This is a genomic window from Devosia sp. (assembly GCF_024707125.1).
Classification (GTDB): domain Bacteria; phylum Pseudomonadota; class Alphaproteobacteria; order Rhizobiales; family Devosiaceae; genus Devosia.
In genome coordinates this window covers 107,429-127,985 of the sequence record NZ_JANQAH010000008.1, presented here as the reverse complement: position 1 = coordinate 127,985, position 20,557 = coordinate 107,429, and the positions used below count along the sequence as shown (strand labels likewise).

At 62.2% G+C, this 20,557-nt stretch carries 23 protein-coding genes; 15 read left to right on the top strand and 8 right to left on the bottom strand.

The window, feature by feature from the left end:
* Window positions 1–201: 201 nt before the first annotated feature.
* The 4 genes from NVV77_RS09675 to NVV77_RS09660 all read left to right on the top strand — a co-directional run bounded on the left by NVV77_RS09675 (window position 202) and on the right by NVV77_RS09660 (window position 4,436).
* A complete protein-coding gene (locus NVV77_RS09675; RefSeq protein ID WP_295412513.1) occupies window positions 202–501 on the top strand; it encodes a PRC-barrel domain-containing protein in 300 nt (99 codons plus the stop codon).
* A gap of 188 nt (window positions 502–689) precedes the next feature.
* Window positions 690–1,664 carry an AraC family transcriptional regulator gene (locus NVV77_RS09670; RefSeq protein ID WP_295412511.1) on the top strand — a complete coding sequence of 325 codons (975 nt, stop codon included), beginning with the start codon at window positions 690–692 and terminating at the stop codon, window positions 1,662–1,664.
* Window positions 1,665–1,794: 130 nt separating this feature from the next.
* Window positions 1,795–3,957 carry an autotransporter domain-containing protein gene (locus tag NVV77_RS09665; protein ID WP_295412509.1) on the top strand — a complete coding sequence of 721 codons (2,163 nt, stop codon included), beginning with the start codon at window positions 1,795–1,797 and terminating at the stop codon, window positions 3,955–3,957.
* Window positions 3,957–4,436: a hypothetical protein gene (locus NVV77_RS09660; RefSeq protein WP_295412507.1), complete on the top strand. Its 480-nt coding sequence runs from the start codon at window positions 3,957–3,959 to the stop codon at window positions 4,434–4,436. Before NVV77_RS09665 ends, NVV77_RS09660 begins: the two co-directional genes overlap by 1 nt.
* Before the next feature lie 54 nt (window positions 4,437–4,490).
* On the opposite strand, the gene NVV77_RS09655 is transcribed toward NVV77_RS09660, so the two are convergent.
* A complete protein-coding gene (locus NVV77_RS09655) occupies window positions 4,491–4,892 on the bottom strand; it encodes a hypothetical protein (RefSeq protein ID WP_295412506.1) in 402 nt (133 codons plus the stop codon).
* 226 nt (window positions 4,893–5,118) lie between these two features.
* Here NVV77_RS09655 and NVV77_RS09650 point away from each other — a divergent pair, with 226 nt between their 5' ends.
* The 3 genes from NVV77_RS09650 to NVV77_RS09640 all read left to right on the top strand — a co-directional run bounded on the left by NVV77_RS09650 (window position 5,119) and on the right by NVV77_RS09640 (window position 8,122).
* Window positions 5,119–5,724, top strand: coding sequence for a Spy/CpxP family protein refolding chaperone (locus NVV77_RS09650; protein WP_295412504.1), 606 nt, complete (start codon window positions 5,119–5,121; stop codon window positions 5,722–5,724).
* A 160-nt stretch (window positions 5,725–5,884) separates the two neighbouring features.
* The gene (locus NVV77_RS09645) at window positions 5,885–7,105 is read left to right on the top strand and encodes an aminotransferase class V-fold PLP-dependent enzyme (RefSeq protein ID WP_295412502.1); all 1,221 of its coding nucleotides are present in this window, start codon (window positions 5,885–5,887) and stop codon (window positions 7,103–7,105) included.
* Window positions 7,106–7,216: 111 nt separating this feature from the next.
* Complete coding sequence (locus tag NVV77_RS09640; RefSeq protein ID WP_295412501.1) at window positions 7,217–8,122, top strand: DMT family transporter; 906 nt, start codon at window positions 7,217–7,219, stop codon at window positions 8,120–8,122.
* A gap of 147 nt (window positions 8,123–8,269) precedes the next feature.
* On the opposite strand, the gene NVV77_RS09635 is transcribed toward NVV77_RS09640, so the two are convergent.
* Window positions 8,270–8,653 (bottom strand): hypothetical protein, encoded by a 384-nt coding sequence (locus NVV77_RS09635; protein ID WP_295412499.1) that lies wholly within the window; start codon window positions 8,651–8,653, stop codon window positions 8,270–8,272.
* Window positions 8,654–8,957: 304 nt separating this feature from the next.
* Between NVV77_RS09635 and NVV77_RS09630 the strand changes: the two genes are divergently transcribed.
* The 4 genes from NVV77_RS09630 to NVV77_RS09615 all read left to right on the top strand — a co-directional run bounded on the left by NVV77_RS09630 (window position 8,958) and on the right by NVV77_RS09615 (window position 11,528).
* A complete protein-coding gene (locus NVV77_RS09630; protein ID WP_295412497.1) occupies window positions 8,958–9,554 on the top strand; it encodes a thymidine kinase in 597 nt (198 codons plus the stop codon).
* Window positions 9,551–9,943, top strand: a complete 393-nt coding sequence (locus NVV77_RS09625; RefSeq protein WP_295412495.1) for an acyl-CoA thioesterase — start codon at window positions 9,551–9,553, stop codon at window positions 9,941–9,943. Before NVV77_RS09630 ends, NVV77_RS09625 begins: the two co-directional genes overlap by 4 nt.
* 230 nt (window positions 9,944–10,173) lie before the next feature.
* The gene (locus NVV77_RS09620) at window positions 10,174–10,845 is read left to right on the top strand and encodes an SH3 domain-containing protein (RefSeq protein ID WP_295412493.1); all 672 of its coding nucleotides are present in this window, start codon (window positions 10,174–10,176) and stop codon (window positions 10,843–10,845) included.
* Window positions 10,846–10,955: 110 nt separating this feature from the next.
* Window positions 10,956–11,528 (top strand): SH3 domain-containing protein, encoded by a 573-nt coding sequence (locus NVV77_RS09615; protein WP_295412491.1) that lies wholly within the window; start codon window positions 10,956–10,958, stop codon window positions 11,526–11,528.
* 79 nt (window positions 11,529–11,607) lie between these two features.
* Here the strand turns inward: NVV77_RS09615 and NVV77_RS09610 are convergent, their stop codons facing one another.
* Window positions 11,608–12,036 carry a CBS domain-containing protein gene (locus tag NVV77_RS09610; RefSeq protein ID WP_295412490.1) on the bottom strand — a complete coding sequence of 143 codons (429 nt, stop codon included), beginning with the start codon at window positions 12,034–12,036 and terminating at the stop codon, window positions 11,608–11,610.
* Between the two features lie 262 nt (window positions 12,037–12,298).
* On the opposite strand from NVV77_RS09610, the gene NVV77_RS09605 reads away from it, so the two are divergent.
* Window positions 12,299–12,718 (top strand): DUF4864 domain-containing protein, encoded by a 420-nt coding sequence (locus NVV77_RS09605; RefSeq protein ID WP_295412488.1) that lies wholly within the window; start codon window positions 12,299–12,301, stop codon window positions 12,716–12,718.
* A 111-nt stretch (window positions 12,719–12,829) separates the two neighbouring features.
* Here the strand turns inward: NVV77_RS09605 and NVV77_RS09600 are convergent, their stop codons facing one another.
* Entirely contained in the window at window positions 12,830–13,081 is a 252-nt protein-coding gene (locus NVV77_RS09600) for a hypothetical protein (RefSeq protein ID WP_295412487.1), read from the bottom strand.
* Window positions 13,082–13,224: 143 nt separating this feature from the next.
* The gene (locus NVV77_RS09595) at window positions 13,225–13,419 is read right to left on the bottom strand and encodes a hypothetical protein (protein WP_295412486.1); all 195 of its coding nucleotides are present in this window, start codon (window positions 13,417–13,419) and stop codon (window positions 13,225–13,227) included.
* Window positions 13,420–13,573: 154 nt separating this feature from the next.
* Here NVV77_RS09595 and NVV77_RS09590 point away from each other — a divergent pair, with 154 nt between their 5' ends.
* Genes NVV77_RS09590 through NVV77_RS09580 form a run of 3 tightly spaced genes read left to right on the top strand, consistent with a single transcriptional unit; the run spans window position 13,574 to window position 16,423 of the window.
* The gene (locus tag NVV77_RS09590; RefSeq protein WP_295412484.1) at window positions 13,574–14,641 is read left to right on the top strand and encodes a LacI family DNA-binding transcriptional regulator; all 1,068 of its coding nucleotides are present in this window, start codon (window positions 13,574–13,576) and stop codon (window positions 14,639–14,641) included.
* A 55-nt stretch (window positions 14,642–14,696) separates the two neighbouring features.
* Window positions 14,697–15,899, top strand: a complete 1,203-nt coding sequence (locus NVV77_RS09585) for a pyridoxal phosphate-dependent aminotransferase (RefSeq protein ID WP_295412482.1) — start codon at window positions 14,697–14,699, stop codon at window positions 15,897–15,899.
* Window positions 15,900–15,901: 2 nt separating this feature from the next.
* A complete protein-coding gene (locus NVV77_RS09580) occupies window positions 15,902–16,423 on the top strand; it encodes a 2'-5' RNA ligase family protein (protein ID WP_295412480.1) in 522 nt (173 codons plus the stop codon).
* A gap of 85 nt (window positions 16,424–16,508) precedes the next feature.
* Here the strand turns inward: NVV77_RS09580 and NVV77_RS09575 are convergent, their stop codons facing one another.
* From NVV77_RS09575 to NVV77_RS09565, 3 genes are all read right to left on the bottom strand, one after another.
* Window positions 16,509–17,633: a hypothetical protein gene (locus NVV77_RS09575; protein WP_295412478.1), complete on the bottom strand. Its 1,125-nt coding sequence runs from the start codon at window positions 17,631–17,633 to the stop codon at window positions 16,509–16,511.
* A gap of 1,455 nt (window positions 17,634–19,088) precedes the next feature.
* Window positions 19,089–19,646 carry a hypothetical protein gene (locus tag NVV77_RS09570; RefSeq protein WP_295412477.1) on the bottom strand — a complete coding sequence of 186 codons (558 nt, stop codon included), beginning with the start codon at window positions 19,644–19,646 and terminating at the stop codon, window positions 19,089–19,091.
* Between the two features lie 32 nt (window positions 19,647–19,678).
* Entirely contained in the window at window positions 19,679–20,386 is a 708-nt protein-coding gene (locus NVV77_RS09565; protein WP_295412475.1) for an HAD family hydrolase, read from the bottom strand.
* Window positions 20,387–20,557: the final 171 nt, after the last annotated feature.

Sequence of the window (20,557 nt, the reverse complement as noted above, 5' to 3'; positions counted from 1 at the left end):
TATGTCAACCGAGGGCGGGTAGGAGGCCATTGGGCGAGCGAAGGCGGAGAGATCATCGGGCACCGGAGTTTCTTGCACGCGGCGCGGTGGCCACTGGGCCTATGAGGACGCGCCCGGAGGCACACTCAGCATTGTGATGGGCCGTGGGGGAACGGAGCCCCGCGGATAGCAGTTGGTCCCTCACATGAAAGGAGATTGACCATGGACCACAGCCATCACGTACGCCTTTCCAGCACTGAACTTACCCCGGCCATGCTTGAGGGCGCGACCATCTATGGTGTCGATGACGAAAAGGTCGGCACTGTTGATCACATCGACGGCGCCGGGATGGACAGCACCGCCATTGTCGATGTTGGCGGCTTCCTGGGTATCGGTGCCAAACCCGTTGCCCTGCCGCTGCGCGAACTTGACTTCATGCGCGACGAAGATGGCGAGGTTCATGCCATGACGTCGTGGACGAAGGACGAGCTCAAGGAGTTGCCGGAGCATCCGCGTCACTAGCGACATCTCCGACCGAGAAGAAAGGGCCCGGTTTGACCGGGCCCTTTTCTTGGGATGGCGCGGCGCTGAAAATCGAAGGGGCGCGCTTACTGTTCTGCCATGTATTGGGGTCCGGCATTCATAATGCCCGTGATTTGACAAGCGGCGATTTTCTTCTAGCTTTCCGGGCTTGCTTCCGAGGGACGCGGATGACGGACTGGTTATTTTCGAGCGGACGACATAGCCATGTCGCGGATTTCAACGATCGGGAGCGTTTGAGCTTTCGATATGGGGCTGCCAAGGCCTATCTGGAGGAGACGCTCGTCCTGCCAGGCCTTTGGCTTTATCGCAGCGAGGCTACGCCCGGCTGCCGCTTCAATATTGAAGTGGAAAGCGGGGAGCCGAGCACCGGAAGGCTTATTCTTGGCGCCATCCTGACCAGCCAGGGGATTGCCAGCCTCGAGGGCTGCGACGACCAGATGTGGCGTGAGGACGGGCGGGCCTATGTGATGACGCCGGTGGAGCGGCGGGCGCGCTACGAGATCGATGCGCATCGGGGATGGCGGGCCGTGTCGCTGCGGCTTGAGCCGGAGGCGCTGGAGCTGGTGGGTGGCGATTCAAACCTGCCTGATCTCTTCACGGATACGCTCGACAGGGGCAAGGACGATGTTCTGGGCATGGCGACCCTGCCGGCCAAGCTTCGTCTCGTGGCGCAGGAGCTGCTGCGACCGGCCTTTCGCGGGCCGATGAACCGCATTTTCCGCCAGGCCAAGGCGCTGGAATTTCTGGCCTATCAGTTCAGCGTGCTCGACCGGTCGCATTTGGCCGACGATACATTGCCGGCGCGCGACCTGGCGAAAGTGCGCATGGCGCGCGACCGGCTGCTGTTCGACCTGCGCGAGCCGCCCGACCTCGATGCGCTGGCGAAGGATGTCGGGCTTTCACCCAAGCGGCTCAATCGAGGCTTTCGCCAGCTCTATGGCACGACCGTGTTCGCCTTTCTGCGCGATGCCCGGCTCGATGCGGCGCGCGTGGCGCTGGAAGAAGGGACACCCTTGCCGCTCAAGCAATTGGCCTGGGAGCTGGGCTATGCGCAGGTGAGCAATTTCGTGACGGCCTTCCGCCGACGCTTTGGCGTGACGCCGGGGGCGTGGAAGCGGGGCGACGAAGAGGAAGAGGTCTAGCGCCGGGCCATTATGCCCGGCGGCAATGCTTATGCCCGTGAGGCGCTCGCGTTGAGTGCGTCAATCTAGTCCCCTAATTGGCAAAGCCGGTCCGCAAGGGCCGGTTTTTTCAATTGTGCCGGAGGGACGTATGGCGCGAGTAGCTTTTGGGACGCGGGTGCGGCGCCGGCAGAATAGGAAATGGCTCGGCTTTGGCCTGCTGTTGGCAACGACGGCACTGGTGATGGCGCCGCGCGTCGAGGCAGCCGGGGAAATTCTCGATCTCTCGCGACCGGACCTTGGCTGGATCTACTACGGCATTCCAGCAGTCAGCGCGGATGGCACCATTTTTGTCGGCAATGTCGATGACGTCCTGAACGGCCTCCGCAGCGTCTACTACGAAGCCGATGGCGGGGTGACCAGCCTAGGCAGCTTCGGAGGCAGCTATAGCGAAGCGCGGGGAATGTCTGGCGACGGGCGCTACATTGTAGGCCGGTCGCGCCTGCCTTCGGGCCATGACCGCGCATTCCGATGGGATGCGACGATGCTGACCATGCAGGACCTGGGCTTGCTCTATGTTGGTATTCCCAACGCGCAGATGGACGCCTGGGATGTGTCGGGAGACGGCAAGCGGGTCGTTGGAGGCTACAAGCGTCCCGGGATGACCCGCGCCTGGGCCTGGATCGAAGGCGCGACGACCGGGGAGGTCGGCAATGAGCAGATGTTCCGGCTCAATGGTCTGGATGACGCAGGTCACTGGGCAGCTCACGCAGTGTCGGACGATGGGAACTATGCGGCTGGGTACAGCGATGGCAATGCCACGCTGAGCCGAGCTGTTCGCTGGGACCTCAGGGGGTTGGAGGCCGGCGGCAGCAATGCAGACATAATCTTGGACCTCGGATCGCTGACCGGGGAAATGACGGGATCTTCGAGGGCGCTCGACATTTCGGCCGATGGGCGGGTCGTGGTTGGCCAGTCAAATGATGATGTTGGGCACCCAAAGGCATTCCGCTGGGTGGAGGGGGCAACCACTGGCGTTGTCGGCAATGTGCAGATGTACAATCTCGGGTCGCTGGGGAGCGACCCTTTCAACCACAGCGCGGCAAATGCGGTTTCACGAGACGGGACGATTGTCGTCGGGTGGAGTGATGCGGGACTTCCCCAGAGGCTGGCGTTTCGCTGGGTCGAGGAAACCGGCATGGAGTCAGTTCACGACTGGCTGGGACGCCATGGGGTGTCGGTGGAAGCCGACCAATATCTGATGGATGCGACCGCGGTTTCGGACGATGGCACCGTGGTTGCGGGTGTCATGGCTCTTCCGGATGGAAATGAGCGGGCCTATCTCGCGAGGGTTTCAGGACAGCCCGGCCCGGGGACCGGCCTGATGGATGTGGCGCAGTACAATGCCACGTTGCATGGCGCGGCGGGTATCGCCAGCGCCGGCGAATTCCTGACGTGGCTGCCGATGAATGGGGCGCACCACCGGCCCTTGATGCTGACGCCAAATCTTTCGGGCGACATGTGTGCCTGGGCGACGGGGGACTTTGCCCACTATGGCGAGAGTGGCGCGAATCTGGCGCTGGCGGAGACCGGGGCCTGTGTCGATCTGGCTGGTGGATCAGTGCGCCTCGGGGGCTCGATTGGCACGACTGCTTCTTGGCAGGCGCTGTCGCTGGGCGGGGCGGCCAATATGGTTGGGCAATATGTATTGGGCGAGGTGGATTGGCAGCCGGATGGCACGCCGCTGCTGTTGTCTGTGACAGGCATGTTGGGCGGGTGGCAGGCCAAGGTGGATCGGGCCTATTCCAATGGCGCGGCGACGGCGGTGTCGAGCGGGCAGACCAATGCCATGGGTGGCGTGGTGCGGGTGCGGGCGGATTGGCTGGAAGCGGCTGTCCTAGGCAATACCAGCTTTAATCCGTGGGCGTCGGTGTCGTTCGGCGCGCTGCATGTGGATGGGTATAGCGAAAGCGGCGGGCCATTTCCGGCGCGCTTTGCGGCGCAGAATCTTGGCCATACCGATATTCGCGTGGGCGTGACTGCGACTACCGAGTTTTCTAGCCAGACCAAATTGAGCACGACGCTGGAAGTGGCGCATCGCACCGGTACGGCGGCCTCGGCCGTGGGGCAGGTGGATGGGCTGTTCAGCTTCTCGCTCGGGGGCGGAACCTATGGTCAGACCTGGGGTCGGCTGGGGCTCGAACTCGATCACAAGATCAACGAAGCGGTGGCGCTGTCCGGTTCGGTGCATCTGGCGACCAATGGGCGCGATCCGACCGTGGCCATTTCGGCCGGTATCAAGGGAGCTTTCTGATGAAGTTTGGGATTTTGCTGGCCGCAGCGAGCCTGCTGATGGCGACCCCGGCTCTGGCACTGACGGCTGATGAGGCGGAGGCCGTGGTGACGGTCGTCGAGCAATTGGCGGCGGAAACGGGCGAGGGCATGGTCGCCGACGCTGCCGAGATCTTTTTCGACTATGACGCGCTCGGCACCAATCTGATCCCGGAGGCGGGGTTTGATCGGGCGAGTTGGACGATCGCTTATGACGCGGTGGCGAGCGGCTATATGGCGACGATCCCGCAGGATGAGTTCAACGCGATCTTTGAGGAGCCCCTGGCACGGCTGGCAGACTCGGCACTGCCGGACGACCAGAAGGCGATGATGCGTGAGCATATGGAAGGGCTGATTGCCGAGGCGCAGGCGGCGCGGGAACAGGGTATGGCCCATGCCGATGTGGTGCGGCCGCTCGAGGATCGGCTCCACACGCTGTTTTTCGGAGACTTCGGAGAATAGCGGCGTTCTTCGAATGGTGGGCCGCCACGCAGAAGACTGCGGGCGGCCCTTTTGTCATTCTGCCGGCTGCATGCGGGCAGTGCTGGAACTGGCCGGCATGAAGAAGATATAGGCGCCGATGAGGACGCCCGCGGCGGTGATCAGGGAGCCGACGGCGACCAGAGGTACGAAGCCGGTATTGCCCTTGAGCAGCAGATAGAGCGACACGGTCATGAGCAGCACGCCGAGCGTGTAGACCCAGAAATGCACGCGCGCCAGCATGCCCTCGGCCTTTGCAGGGTTGAGGGCGTAGTAGCCACCGAAGATAGCTGATGTGACCCAGCCGAGCAGGTTTATGTGGGCGTGGGCGCCAATAACGTCGTGGTTTTGGCTGATCGACATGATCAGGCCGAGACTGATCCCGACGATCAGAAACAGAATTCCGGCACGAAAGAACATGTGTGAGATCTTAGGCACGATTTTCTCCCCTCTTATTGCCCGCGGATCGTAAACTCCTCAACACCCGCGGGAGGGGCGAATAATACTGTTTTTCTAAGGGTTTCGCCAGCCGGGAGCGGTGGGCGGCGCGCCAACCTTACCGACCTTGCCAAGAGTTCATGCCGTCGCAATCTCGTGAAGAGTTTCCTATCGCTAGGGTCGTGTTGTTCCGGTTCTGCCGGTTTCCCATGCAAGGAAAAACACTATGACCTCCACCTCGATCAAAGCCCTCATGGCCGTCGTTGCGACTGCAATCGGTCTGAGCGCCGTGGCTCCCGCCATGGCCCAGCCGGCTCCACAGGCGCCGGACGCCGCGGTGACCCAGGAAGATGCCGGGCCGGGCAACCAGGCATTCCGTCCGCAAGGCGGTGGACCTCGCCAGCAGGGCGGCGGTGGCGCCGGCTTCTTGGATTTCTCGCGTGGTGGCGAGGGCATCGAGATTGCACTGGTGCGCCTCAGCCATCGTCTTGACCTGACCACGGAGCAGCAGGCGCTGTTCGACACGCTGAAAACTTCGGCACTGGCTGCGGCGGAGGATTTTGCGACTGCGACCGAAGGCCTGCGCCCGACGCCGCCGGCCGAGGGTGAAGAGCGCACGGTTCCGACCGTTGCGGAGCGCCTGGAAACGCGGATTGCCGTCGAAAAGGCGCACGTGGCGGCGCTTGAGGCGGTGCAGCCGTCCGTTGCGGCTTTCTTTGACAGTCTGACCGATGAGCAGAGGGCAGAGTTGATGCCGGCGCAGGGTGAGCATGGCCCGCGTGGGCAGCATGGCGGCCAGGGTCCGCGTGGTTTTGGCGGCAATAACCGCTAACCCCATTCCGGCTCCCGTGTCTCCTTCGGGCATGGGAGCCGACGAGCGGCGCGGTCCGCCCCCCGAACGACCTGCGTCGCGACAACCCCGGCTCTCAACAGCCGGGGTTGCTTTTGCTGGAGGCTTGTCTACCAATCGATCACTCTTTGACGGATCGATGATGACCAATCTGCCTCTGGACCCGGCGCGTATCCGCGCTCTCTTCCCCGCCTTTGCCGAGCCGAGCCTGCAGGGCCAGGCGTTTTTCGAGAATGCCGGTGGTTCCTATACTGCCAAGGCTGTGCTCGATCGGCTGGAGCATTACTATCGCGCGACCAAGGTGCAGCCCTATGGCGCCTATCCGGCTTCGATAGAAGCAGGGGAGGCGATGAACCTTGCCCATGAGCGCGTTGCGGCGGCGCTTGGTGTTTCGGCGGACTGGATCCACTTCGGGCCGTCTTCGTCGGCGAACAGCTATGTGCTGGGCAATGCCTTTGGCGGTTGGCTCAAGCCGGGCGATGCGATTGTCGTGACCAATCAGGACCATGAGGCGAATTCGGGCTCTTGGCGACGGTTGGCGCAGAGGGGCATCGAGGTCCGCGAGTGGAGCGTCGATGGGCAGACCGGTCGGCTGGCGCTGCCGGCACTGGATGCGGTGCTCGATGACAAGGTGAAGCTGGTTGCGGCGCCGCACTGCTCCAATGTCGTGGGTGAAATCAATCCGGTGGCTGAGATCGCGAAGCGCGCGCATGCTGTTGGTGCGGTGCTGGCGGTGGATGGGGTGAGCTATGCGCCGCATGGGCTGCCGGACCTCAGCGAGCTTGGGGCTGATATCTATCTGTTCTCGGCTTACAAGACCTACGGGCCGCATCAGGGCGTGATGGCGGTGCGGCCGGAACTGGCGATGCAATTGCCGAACCAAGGGCATTTTTTCAACGATGCCAAGCCGCGTTACCGGCTGACGCCGGCTGGGCCGGACCATGCACAAATCGCCGCTTCGGCGGGGATTGCGGATTATCTGGAGCAGGTGGCCGAGATTGCCGGGGGCGAGGGCAATCCGTTTCGGCGGGCGCATAAGGCGATGCGGGCGCAGGAAGTCGCGCTGGCGCGGCCGCTGCTCGACTATCTCAATGGGCGCAATGACGTGAACCTGGTGGGGCCGGGCGATGCGGAATTGCGCGCGCCGACGATTGCGCTGCGGCATCGCGAGCCGGGTGTCGAGGTCGCGAAGCGGTTGGCAAAGCACGGCATCATGGCTTCAGGTGGGAATTTTTACGCCTGGCGATTGATGGAGGCGCTGGGGATCGATCCGCAGCATGGGGTGTTGCGGCTTTCGTTCGTGCACTACACGAGCCCGGAGGAAATCCAGAGTCTCATCAAGGCTTTGGATGCGGAGCTTTAGAAGGGGATTCAGTTCCTCGGCGTTTGACGCCCAAAGAGAGATCCCCGCTTTCGCGGGGATGACGCCGTGGGTGGGTAACCGGCCCGGGACTTCCAAAGAGAAACAAGAAAAATGTCACGTCCACTCGCAGCCCTGCTTTTGCTGCTTTGCACCATGTTTTGGGGTTTTGCCTTTGTGGCCCAAAAGTCGGCCATGGGGTCGATCGGGCCGCTGAGTTTCGCCGGGGTGCGATATATTCTCGGCGGGCTGCTGGTGCTGCCGCTGGCGCTTGGTGAATGGCGGCGGCGCAAGGTGGAGCTGTCGCGTGCGCAGTGGATGCTGGTGGGCGTCTTGTGCTTTGCCTTCTTCATGGGGTCGTGGCTGCAGCAGGCGGGGCTGGCGACGACGACGGCGACCAATGGCGGGTTTCTGACGGGACTCTATGTCTTCTTTGTTCCGCTCATCGGCTATTTTGTCTTTCGTGTGCGGCCGCATTGGATTGTCTATGTCGGCGTGCCGCTGGCGCTGGTGGGGATCTATTTCCTCAATGGCGGCGGGCTTTCGAGCTTCAATGGCGGCGACTGGCTGATCGTGGGCAGCGCAGTGTTCTGGGCCATGCATGTGCTGACGCTGGGGCATCTGGCGAAGGAGACCGGGCTGCCGATTTTTGTTTCGGCGGTCAGCTTCCTCGTGGCGGGGACCGTGGCGCTGGTGATTGCCGTGCCGGTCGAGGCGCCGACGCTGGGGCAGATTTCGGACGTCTGGGTGCAGCTGGCTTATGCCGCGGTGCTGTCGACGGCCGTGGGGTTCACGTTGCAGGCGGTGGGGCAGCAATATGTGCCGCCGGCCAATGCGGCGATCATTTTGTCGGCCGAGAGCCTGTTTGCGGCGCTCGGCGGGGCCGTGGTGTTGGGGGATCGGTTGCCGGCCGTGGGCTATGCCGGGGCGGCGCTGCTGTTCGTGGCTATCGTCATGGTCGAGGCGGTGCCGGCGCTGCTTGAGCGCCGGAGGTTGCCGGAAGTCAGAGCTACGAACTGAGAGTCTGCTCGTAAACACTACTGCGGCGGCCAACTGCCGGCGTTTTCTGCGCTTCCGGTACTCACGTACTAATGTACGCTCCGTTCCGGTTCTCGAAAGCCACCGGCATTTGTCGCGCCGCAGCGTGTTTCCAAGCAGACTCTAGCGCTACTCGGTGTAGCGATACATCTGGTAGGTCTTGCAGACCACAAGCAGGGCGCAGCCGTGCAGTGTCATGTGGTTTTCGCTGTTCTGGGTCAGCGTGCCGGACAGGTTGTAGCCGAAAAGGCGGATGTCGCCCTTCCAGCGATTTGGGCCTGACTGGCGCATGTGGTCGGCCATGGGCCGGTTGAGATAGGGCTTGTACTGCTCGTTGTAGTCCACATCGCTCAGCCAGGTGAGGAGCCCGCAGAGCTGGGTGCCATCTCCGCACATTTCGAGCTGGAAGCGCGTATCCTTGCCTTCCAGCTCCCAGGTGCCGACCGGCGAGGCGAGGGCGGGCGTGGCGATCAAGGCGGCGAGGGCAAAGGCGAGGGTGCGGACGAAACGCATTGGCTGAAACTCTCTACTCGGTGAACCGAACATGGCTGGGCGAGCCTGAATGCTGGCTGAACGGCTTCATGCGTCCGTCATGTAATGTGCCTAGGCTGCAAATGCTCCGGGGCAGCCCATGCATGCCGGATGCGCCGTTCGCACCAGCCCCCAGGCCCGCGGACGCATTCCCCCGAGGCCATTCTGCCTCAACGCGTAGGCCTTGGCCGCCCCCCGGGCGGCCCTTTTTTGTGGACCGTCCAGAATAGTCCTCGCCCCAATGCGCGCGCTGCGCGAGAAAGGGCCGAAGCTTCTGAGGCGGACTATGGCCAAACTCTATTTTTCCTATGCCGCTATGAATGCCGGCAAGTCCACCTTGCTGCTGCAGGCTGCCTACAACTATCGCGAGCGCGGTATGCGGCCGCTCCTCTATACCTCGGCGCTTTATGTCGAGGACGGGATCGGGTTGATTTCGTCGCGCATTGGCATCAGCGAGCCGGCTGAGCTCTATTCGGCGGGGGACGATCTCTATCAGTCGATCCGCGACCAGCATGAAGAGTCCAAGGTCGATTGCGTCTTTGTCGACGAGGCGCAGTTTCTCGAGCGCGAGCAGGTGTGGCAGCTGGCGCGCGTTTCCGATCGGCTGCGCATTCCGGTGATGTGCTTTGGCCTGCGTACGGACTTCCAGGGCAAGCTCTTTCCCGGATCGATGGAACTGCTGGCCATTGCCGATGTGATGCGCGAAATTCGTACCATCTGCACCTGTGGCGCCAAGGCGACCATGGTTGTGCGGCAGAGCATGGATGGGCGCGTGCTGACCGATGGCGATCAGGTTTCGATCGAAAAATCCGTCTATCTCTCGCTGTGCCGCAAGCATTGGGAAGAGGCGGTCGGCCGGTGGCCGGTGAAAGGACCAGAATGAGCGAGACAGTGATGAGCGAACCGCTGGGGCAATTGACCATCCGCACCCTGGCCATGCCGGCCGATACCAATGCGGCGGGCGACATTTTTGGCGGCTGGGTGATGAGCCAGATGGACATTGCCGGGGCGATCGCCGCTGTCGAGCGCGTCAAGGGCAGGGTGGTGACGGTGGCGGTCGAGGCCATGACCTTCATCGCGCCGGTGAAAGTGGGCGACGTGCTCTGCGTCTATACCACCATCGAACGGATCGGCCGGACCTCGATCACCGTGGGGCTTGAGGCCTGGGTGCGGCGGCATGAACTGGACGACCGCAAGAAGGTCACCGAGGGACGCTTCGTTTATGTTTCTCTTGACGATAACGGCCAAAAGCGGGTGATCCCGCAAGGCTGACCAATTACATTCAGACTGCGTTCAGGCTGGACGAGCGACAAGGCGTATGAAGCGCTTTGGTGCTGGGGCAGGGCTATGAAATCTGACGTCATGACCGGTCGCCGTCTCCTAAGCTTTTGAATCCGTTCGGGGCCGGAACTCTTTGAAGACCGTACCCGTTTCTGCATCGTAACGAATTCCGCTCCGGGTTTTGAGCGTCAATCCCGGACGTGGTGGAAGAGGGAATAGTCATGAACCGCCATACCCGCAAAACCCTGCTTAACGTCGCGACGGCCATTGCTGTTGCCACCACCGCAGTCGTCGTGTTCCTGCCGGCAGCGCAGGCCGCGCCGGGGACCGTGACCAGCAATGTCAATGTGCGCTCGGGTCCGGGCACCAATTATGCCGTGGTCGACACCGTGCGCCGTGGGCAGCAGGTCGATGTGCAGCAGTGCCAGGGCTCCTGGTGCTATGTGTCCAAGCCCGGTCCCGATGGCTGGGTCTCGGCCACCTATCTTGCCGCTGGCGGTGGCCAGCCGGTTAATCCGAGCCAGCCGGGGATTTCTTTCGGCTTCAACCTCGGCCCCAATGGCCCGAACGTGAATATCGGCATCGGCAATCCGCAGCAGCCGCCGCGTCCGCCACGCCCGCCGGTGATCCAGCCGCTGCCTGAACCGGTGTATGATGAGGTTTGCTTCTATGACCGCACCAATTTCCGCGGCCAGAGCTTCTGCCTTGCCGCCGGCGACAGCGTGCGTGACCTTCGCGACTGGACCGATCGGATTTCCTCGATCGACAACCAGGGCGGCTATTCGGTGCAGGTTTGTTCGGAACCGAACTATCGTAGCTGCCGGACCTATACGACCAGCGCCAGCTCGCTGAATGATTTCGACGACTATGTTGCCTCGGTTCGCATTCGCTAATTAGTAAAAGCGGCGCTGTACAAAAGTACGGCGCCGCTTTTTCTTGCCCTTGGCCGCAACAAGGTGCCGAGATAAAGTCCCGCTGATTTTCACCTGGGGATTCTCTTTCCATGAAGCGCTTAAAGAGCTTGGCTCTCGCTATCGGTTTCGGGCTTTCCCTGCTTTCTCCGGTGGTAGCCGCGTCCGATGTCGGTTCGCATGGTTGGGCGCAGGTCGACCTGACGCTGCGCAAGGGGCCGGGGGCTGCGCATGACGTGGTCGGGACGATCGCTGAAGATAGTGCCATCCGCATTCTGCGCTGCCAGGTGACCTGGTGCCTCGTTGATGGCGATGGTGGCCGGGGCTGGACAAGCCTTGAAGCGCTGAGCTTTGGTGCTGGTCCCGAGGGGCCGTTGTTTCTCGTTCGTCCGGATTATCCGGAAGGTGGCCCGGGGACGGTGTGCCTCTATGAAGGCCGCAATTTCACCGGCGCCTCGCTCTGCGCGGGGGCCGGGCAGGTGTTCAATGACCTCAAGCTCTATGGCCAGGATAACCGTTTCTCGTCGGTCGAGATCACCGGGAATGTGTCGGCTGCGGCCTGCCGCGATCGGGGCTTCCAGTCCTATTGCGAACGGATCATCGAAAGCCAGCCGGTGTTGAACCGGTATCTGGCGCGCAACCTCTCTTCGATCCGCGTCTACTGACGGCGCTCAAAAATCTGACTGCAAAATCCCCGCGGAAGCGGGGATTTTTGTTTGCGAACGCAGAAGAGGGGGGCAGGGGCTAGCTGGCGATGTATTCGCGCAGCACTTCGGCCTCGTGCTCGACTTCCTCGATCTTGAGCTTGACCACGTCGCCGATGGAGATGATGCCGGTGAGGCGGTCGCCATCGACCACGGGCATATGGCGGATGCGGCGGTGGGTCATGCGCTCCATGACATCGGAAATGGCCGTGGTGCGGTCGCAGGTGACGACTGCCCGCGTCATGACGGAGCCGATGGACTGGGCGAGGGCCGCCGAGGGGTTCTTGCCCAATTGCCGGACGATATCGCGCTCGGAGAGGATGCCGACCACGCTCTCGCCGGTGCCGACGATGACGATGGCGCCTATATTGTGGCTGTTGAGCATGGCAACGGCATCGCCCAGCGTATCGCTGTCGCGCAGGGTGTGAACGGCCGTGCCCTTGAGTTGCAGGATGGTATCGACGATCATGGTCAGGTCCTCCTTGCGTTGGACCAATCGACACTCAGCCGAACGAGCTGGGAGTCGATCGGTGAGAGGAGTGTGAACCCGAAGCCGCTCAGCGGCAAGGCAGAAAAACGCTGGCGCGGGGGCCTGCCTGCGGCGTTTGGGCAGATGGACGGCATGGAGGGCTTCATGCCGCCTTTGAAACTTTTTCGCCCAAAGAACGTAGATATTTGCATGGGATCCAGCGCCCTGGCACAATGGCCGGTGCGCCACCCGGGCGGAGGCCATGATCATGGTTCGGTTTTTTGTGGCGCTGGTGTTTTTCCTGAGCAGTATCGGCATAGCGCAGCCGCAGGAGGCCACGCCCTGGCAGGCGACCGTGACCGGGCAAATCGAGGCGCTGCAAAGTGGCAATGCCGAGATCGCGCTCGGTCTGGCCAGTGCCGCATTTCGCGAGATTTATACCGATCCCGAACGGTTCCTTGCGGATGTGAAGCGATCTGGCTACGGGCCCATCGTTGAAGCGCGCTCGCATAGTTTTGGTGCTTACGAAAAGACCGAGAGCGGCGTGGTGCTGCAGGTGGTCAAGCTGGTGGGGCCGGACTTAGACCTCTATGAAGCCGTGTATCAATTGATGGACGAGCCGGGCCAGGGATGGCGGGTGCTCGGCGTCATACTGCGCAGGGTGCTAGGACGCGGGGCATAACGTCGCTGGCGCCATGATCGACGGCAGGGCAGAAAAAAGGCCGGCGCGAGGCCGGCCTGAGGACTTTGGAGAAAATACACGGCATGGAGGGCTTCATGCCGCGGGTATTGATCAGCGGGTCTTCGCCACTGACCAATTGGTGCGACGCTGACGCGTGGGCGTCGAAGTTGGAATACGGTTGCGCCAGACGAAGCGTCCGACTTCAAACAGCATAGTCAGGATGAGAATAGTGAGCGGGACCATGAAGATGGCCACCTGCGTATCGGGCTGCGCCGCGAGATCGGCGGCCAGGGAAGGCGTAACACCCGCGAGAAATGCGCCGGCAAGACCAAGTGCAGTGGCGAAGCCAGCGGCCACAGCCATCTTCACTTTCAGGCCCTTCCGCCCGCGAGACGAGAATAGTTGCATGGGATAGGCGTCTCATCGTTGTGGATGAGGGGAGGAAACCATGCAAATGGGGTTTTGCTGTGACGCAAGGGTGGCAGGCGTGAATTGTCACGCCGCGGTTACGAATGGCCAGAGGCCAGGCCGGCGGGATAGAGTATGTCGGCTACTCGGCGCAGCAGGGTGGCGAGGCTCTGGCGCAGGGACGGAATGGCGTCGAGGCGAGCTGCTTCCTGGCGGGCCCAAGCGCATTCAAGATCTGGGTCAAGCCAGGTCTGGCGATAGATGTCCTTGTAGAGATAGCTGGCGGGAATCATTGCTTAGTCCCTTTCGTATGAAAGTGTTGAATCGGTTCAATTTGGGGATGTGACATTCCTTGAACCGGTTCAAATGTGCGCTTCTTGCGGCGTTGGGTCAAGCGAAAATTGAACCGATACAAAAACTGTGATAGCGAGGGGGTGGAGGATATCAATGACTCAAGACAATCCGGTACGCCTTCGGGACGTGGCGCGGGTGGCGGGCGTGTCGCAGGGCACGGCGTCGAATGTGTTCAACCGGCCCGAAATCGTGCGGCAGGAAGTGCGCGAGCGGGTGGAGGCGGCGGCCAAGGAGCTCGGCTATGCCGGGCCAAGCCTGACGGGGCGATTGCTGCGGGCGGGCAAGATCAACGCCATTGGCGTGGCGACGGCGGAACCGCTGACCTACTTTTTCGAGGACCAGTGGGCGCGAACCATGATGGCGGCGATCGCCGCCGAGTGTGACAAGCAGGGCGCGGGGCTTTCCATCGTTTCGGCGATGAATCGCGGGCGACCGGCCTGGAATATCCAGAGTGCACTGGTCGATGGGCTGATCCTGCTCTGTGCGGAGGAGGGGCCGGCGCTGATTGGGCAGACGGAAAAGCGTGAGCTGCCATTTGTGGCGCTGGGGTTGGAAGAGAGCACTATCGATGCGCCGGGCGTCGGCATCGACAATCGGGATGGGGCGCGGCAGGCAGCGGAGCACCTGGTGGCGCTGGGGCACCGCAGGATTGCCATTCTCGGTATCGGGGAAAGCTGGAACGCGCTCTGGCCGACGCCCGAAGAAGTGTTGGCGACGCCATATCTGACTGTGCGGGACCGCGCGGAGGGCTATTGGGCAGGGCTGGCGACAGCAGGCATTGCGGCTGCGGATGTGCCCTATGCCGATACCGATGCCGAGCGGGAAACTGTGTGGGCGGCCATGAGCAGGTTGTTTGCGGCGGAGCGGCCGCCCACGGGTGTTCTGGCCATGTCGGATCGCGTGGCACTCTTTGCCATCGAGTGGCTCAAGGGCAATGGCCGGCGCGTGCCGGAGGATGTGTCCGTGGTCGGTTTCGACGGTATTCCGGAAGGAGCTGACACGCTGCCGGCGTTGACGACGGTGCAGCAGCCTTTTCAGGAACTGGCGGCCCGGGCGGTGGGCGCAATTCTGGGCGGCGAAGAGATTGCAGCACGAACTGTGCTGCCTTTGCCGCTCGTGGTGCGCGGCAGTACGGGGCCGGCGCCGAAGAGCGAGTTATGACTTTTCGATAACGGTGGTTTCGACTACACCAGCCACGGCTTAAATGGAGGCGGGCATGGCTTTTCTTTCCGATGCGCTGGGACGCGTAGCACCATCTGCGACTGTGGCGATCAGCCAGAAAGCGCGGGTGATGGCGCAGGAAGGCAAGGACATCATCGCCCTTTCCGCCGGCGAGCCGGATTTTGACACCCCGCTCCATGTCCGCGACGCTGCCAAGAAGGCGATGGACGAGGGCAAGACGCGCTACACCAATGTCGACGGCATTCCCGAACTGAAGGAAGCGGTTGCGCGCAAGTTCAAGCGCGACAATGGGCTCGATGTGACGGCAGCGGATTGCTTTGTCTCCTCGGGCGGCAAGCAGATCATTTTCAATGCGCTGATGGCGACGCTCAATCCGGGCGACGAGGTCGTCATTCCGGTGCCCTATTGGGTGAGCTATCCCGAAATCGTGCGGCTCTGTGGCGCGGATCCGGTTTTTGCCGTGGCGGATGCCTCGACGGGGTTCAAGCTGTCGCCGGAAGCATTGGAAGCGGCGATTACGCCCAAGACCAAGTGGCTGCTGCTTAATACGCCGTCGAACCCGACGGGCGCTGCCTATACGGCGGACGAATTGCGCGGTCTGGCCGATGTGCTGCTGCGCCATGAGCATGTGCACATTCTGACCGACGATATCTATGAAGTGCTGGTCTATGACGGCGGCACCTTCTCGACGATCGCGCAGGTGGAGCCGAAGCTGCAGCCACGCACGCTGACGATGAATGGCGTGTCGAAGTCGCATGCCATGACCGGCTGGCGCATTGGCTATTGCACAGGCCCACGGCCGCTGCTGGCGGCGATGACCAAGCTGCAGGGGCAGTCGACGTCGAACCCGACCTCGATCTCCCAGTGGGCGGCGGTAGCCGCGCTGGACGGGCCGCAGGAGTTTCTGGCGGACTGGCGCCGGGTGTTTCAGGAGCGCCGTGACCTGGTGGTGAAGGGGCTCAATGCCAATACCGGGCTCGATTGCCTGACGCCGGAGGGGGCGTTCTATGTGTTCCCGTCTTGCAAGCGGCTGCTGGGCAAGACCAGCGCGGGTGGCAAGGTGCTGAATACGGACGAGGATTTCGTCATGGCGCTGCTGGAAGAGACCGGCGTGGCGCTGGTGCATGGCGCGGCGTTTGGCCTGCCGGGACATTTCCGGCTGAGCTATGCGGCGAGTAATGCGGAGCTGGAAGAGGCGGTAAGGCGGATCCAGCAGTTCTGTGCGGGGATTAGCTGAGCATGGGCCTTGCCGTGTCGCTGCTTTTCGATGGCGCGACAACGGCGGCTGTTCGGGCGCTGTGGGAACGCTTGGCAGGGGCGGGGATCAGCTCCAGCATGATTGATCTCGGCTATCTACCCCATGTGACGTTGACTGTGGTGCAGGACGAAAACCTTGCGGGCGAACTCCAGCGCAAACTGACGCAGCAGGCGTGGGGCGAGGTTCGGGACATGGAAATCGGCCCAGCGGACCGGTTTGATGGCACCGATGTCGTTTGGCTTGGCTGCTCGGGAAATGAATTGCGGGCGATGCAGAGGGCTGTGTGTGGTCTCATCTCGCCTGACGAGATCGAGCCGCACTATCGGCCGGAGAGCTGGGTTCCGCATGTGACATTGCAGACGAGTGGCGATGCCGGGGCGGCTCGGGCGCTCGCTGAAGTGGTGTGGCCCGTGCAGATAAAGGCGCAAGCTGTGGCTGTCGACCTAATACGGTTCCGGCCGGTGGTGCCGCTGTGGCGTGCAGAATTGCGGGCTGTCGCTTAGCCAGAGACAGAGATCCCCGCTTTCGCGGGGATGACACTGTGGGTGTGGGGGCAACGCCGTTGGCGGCGTTGCCGGTCGAGGCTGATTAGCCCAGCAAGCTCGCAAAACTGAAGCTGGAGCCGGAATTGCTCGAGCTGCTGCCGGCGCTGAGCTGGTTGAACATCTCCAACAGCTTGTTCGACGTCGAGTAATTGGCGACGGCGGCTTCGTAGAGCTGGTCGGACCAGCCGGCGGCCTGGCGCTCTTCGGCGCTGAGCGAGGAAAAGGCCGAGATCACGTTCTGGCTGAAGGCGGTGGGGTCGCTCGACTGGGAGGCCGACTTGAGGCCGGCCATGAGCACCGAGCTCGACTTCGTGCGGAGCTGGGACTTTGCTGCGGCCACTTCCTGCGAGGTGAACTGGCCTTCCTCATCGAGAACGATGGCAGAGAGCGAACGGCTCGAAAGGCCCGACAGGTCGACATAGGTGCCGTTCGGGCTGGTCGGTTTGAAGCTCGGGATGCGGCCGGTGGCGTGAATTTCCTCGTAACGCTTGTCGAGCGCGGCGCGGGCATTGGTCGCCAGGGTCGCCATGGACTGATCGAGTGAGCCGCGGGTTTCCACCAGCTTGATATAGATGGCGACGGGATCGTCCTCGCCGGCCGAGGGCAGCTTCTTGGGATCGGTCTGCAGCTGCTTGAGGCCTTCGGTGACGGCGTCGCGAGAGGCCTTCCAGTCCTCGCTGGCCTTTTCCTCGGGGCCGAGGGCATCGAGGAAGGCGGCGGCAGCATTGTAGAGGCCGGTATAGTTGCCGGTGACCTGAGCGATCGAATGGGGGCCGGCGAGAGCGGCTTCGAAGCGGCGCTGCATTTCGAGCATGGCGGCTTCACTCTCTTCGGCTGAGAAGCTCTTGTCGCTGGCGATAGCGTAGATTTCGCGCGAGTCGAGGCTCGACAGGTCGAGGGCCAGTTCACCGTTTTGCAGGGGCGACTTGCGGCCGGCATCTTCGAGGAGCTTGGTCAGCTTGCTGCGCGCATCTGTGACGACGCTGGCATAGGACCGCTCGGCCAGCGCGGCCTTGGCGGCATCCGAAAGGGTAATGGATGTGGCAGCGCTCGTGGTGCTCGACGTCGTCGCAGACGTGGTCGAGGTCGTAGCAGCTGTCGTCGTGGTGGCCTGGCCCGACGTGGTAGTTGAATAGGCCGAATAGTAGGTGGCGGTTACGGCGACCATGGCGGCATCTCCTTGCTGCCAATGGTTAAGCAAGTGTTGTGCCTGAAAATTCGTTAGATTTTTCAATGGTATTTCGGCGCGCGATGTGTCGATCGGCAAAACTTGCCGGGCAGAATTGGCCGAAATTGCAGTTGTGTTTGGAAACAAAGAGGCCCCACCCGAGGGGATGGGTGGGGCCAGGGGCCTACGGCAAAGCCGCTGACCTTGGAGGGGCGGGGCACCACGTACCCCCGCCGTCACAAACACTATCGCGCGATGGCTGCGCGGGCACAAACGCGCAATCGGAAGGTCTGCCATGCAGATTTGCTGAAGGCAAAAAAAGAGGCTCCAACCGAAGTTGGAGCCTGATTGATAGGGCCGAAGCCAAATCTAAGTATGGCCCGACGCAAGGGAGGAGGATTTGCGCCAGTCCGGGTGGGCCCTGACCGAGGGAGGAGGATACGGTCAAAACCCGGTGCCGAGCGTCGCGGGTCCTAGGGAGGAGGAAAAGGAGCGGCGTCGCATCGACAAGACCGAATATAGATTTTGACCTTTTGGTCAGCAATGCGTTTCGTGACATGTCAGCTATGCATTAGGCACAGCGACAATCTGTCCAAAAATTGAGCAGCTTGTATGGAAGGGGCGACTACGAAAGGCGGGGTGCGCGGCGAGGCATTGTTACCCCCACCCTTGATCCCTCCCCACAAGGGGGAGGGAGACGCAGGAGCCGAGATGGCAGGCAGGTGCGAAGTCGGCCACGGGGTGGGAATGACACTGTGGGTGAGGGATGCGTCCTGCCGTCACCCTCGGGCTTGCCCCAAGGGCTCTCTACTTACCGCGGTGCCGCTAAGTGAAGTTTCCTCGGGTCACGCCCGAGGATGACGATCGGGGGAAGGGGCGGCGATCGGCCGAGGGCCGTTTGTGCGCGGGTGCCTGGCGACCAGTCAAAAAAAGAGGCTCCAACCGAAGTTGGAGCCTGATGACTGGGCCGAAGCCAAATCGAAAGTGGGGCAGAGGCAAGGGAGGAGGATATGCCATCTGCCGTGAGCCTTGGGTCTGGGAGGAGGATAGACCCGCAACTCGGTGTCGCGATACGGGGTCCGAGGGAGGAGGAGTTCGGAGCGCGTCTCAGCGACACGACCTATATGAACTCTACCAAGTTAGTCGGCAATCCCGGAACTGACATGTCAGCCATGCATTTTTGCAAGGGTGCTGAAAAAACCACAAACGGTCATGGCCGGGAAAGTCCGGTGGGCCGGGCTTTTCATGGAGGGCAGAGCGCGTTTTGGAAAAGAAAAGGCTTCGCCCGAGGGGAGAGCGAAGCCTTAGGAGGGTCGGGCCGAAGCCCGTAGGAGGGAACGCAGCGCGATGCAAGGGAGGAGGAGAAACATTCGCGCTGTGATGTGCTCGATATATGGGCGCGATGCTCATTCGCCAACCAGGTGTCTGACATGTCAGATATGCAGTTCGCGCATGTCATGTAAAAATCATCAATGATTTCAATGATAAGGCGAGAGGGTGCGGCGGGCTGCCGCAGCCCGTTTTTTGATCTATTGCTCGAATGCACCTGCCAAAACACTGCGCAGGGTCATTCCGTCGATCAGTTTTATGTCGTCGAGCTGCCAGGAATCGCTGCCGGTGGCGGCAGGAATCAGCACGAGGTGATCGGCGTAATTGGCGTCGGGCGAACTGGTGAAGCTGTAGCGAGATCTCGACGAGAGTCTTTCCCGCGTCCTCGGCGATCGTGCCGACCTCGCAGCCGTCGGCGTAGTCGGGCCAGCTCCGCCAGGGCAGGCCATCGCCCAAGGGCGGTTTTTCGTCGGGAGTGGCGGCCTGGATCTCGGCATTTTTCGCCTCGGCTTCGGCGATGACTTTTGCAAGGTCCGGCGTCAGGGCCGCCTCGATGGCCGACATGTCGTTGTCGATGCCGCCCTTGCAGAAGGCGGCGCCGAAATCGGCGGGCGTGGGTTCGGCGGCAATAGTCGTGGTGGGCAGCAGAAAGAGGGCGGCGAGCGCCAGCGTGGATGTCTTCATGATGTGTCCCCAATCACCAAGGTGAGGGGAGATTACACCGCGGCTTCAAATCCGGCGATGGCCGATTCGAGCTCGCCGAGATGGGCTATGCGGGCATAGCGCGGGTTGTTTTCGGGCTCGTCGGCGCGCTCATAGGACCAGGTGAGGTCGTGGGGCACATAGACGGCGTAGGCGCCGGCTTCGAGCGGGGGGATGACGTCGGAACGCAGGGAATTGCCGGCCATGAGCGTGTGCTCAGGGCCTTCGGTGTGGCGGGCGAAAATGCGGCGATAGGTTTCCGCGTTCTTGTCAGCGACGATCTCGATGGCGGCGAAGTATTCGGCAAGGCCGGAGGCGGCGAGCTTTCGCTCCTGATCGAAGATGTCGCCCTTGGTGACCAGGATCAGGCGGTAGCGATCCCCGAGGGATTCGAGGGCCTGGTCAACATAGGGCAGGGTTTCGATGGGGTAGGTGAGGAGTTCGCGGCCGGCGGCGAGGATTTCGGCGATGACCGTGCCGGGGACACGGTGATCGGTGACGTCGAGGGCGGTTTCGACCATGGAGAGGGCGAACCCCTTCATTCCGAAGCCGTAGAATTGCAGGTTTTTTGTCACCGAGGCGATCAGGCGATCGGTGAGGTCGGGCGCGTCGGTGTAGTCCTTGAGGAGTTCGGTGAAGCGCTGCTCGGTCAGGCGGAAGAACTGCTCGTTTTGCCAGAGGGTGTCATCGGCATCGAGGGCGATGGTGGTGATGCGGGGCATGGTGTGCTCTACATACTGTAGGTCGTCCGGGGACATCTAAATGTCAGCCCAATGGGAAGAAATACGTGGTTTTCGAAGCCCGGGAGAATTCTTTCGCTTTGAAACATGGATTGAGGCGCAAGTCGCGGACGGGCGGGCTGCGAAACTAGCGGTAAGTTCTCCATACCTTGG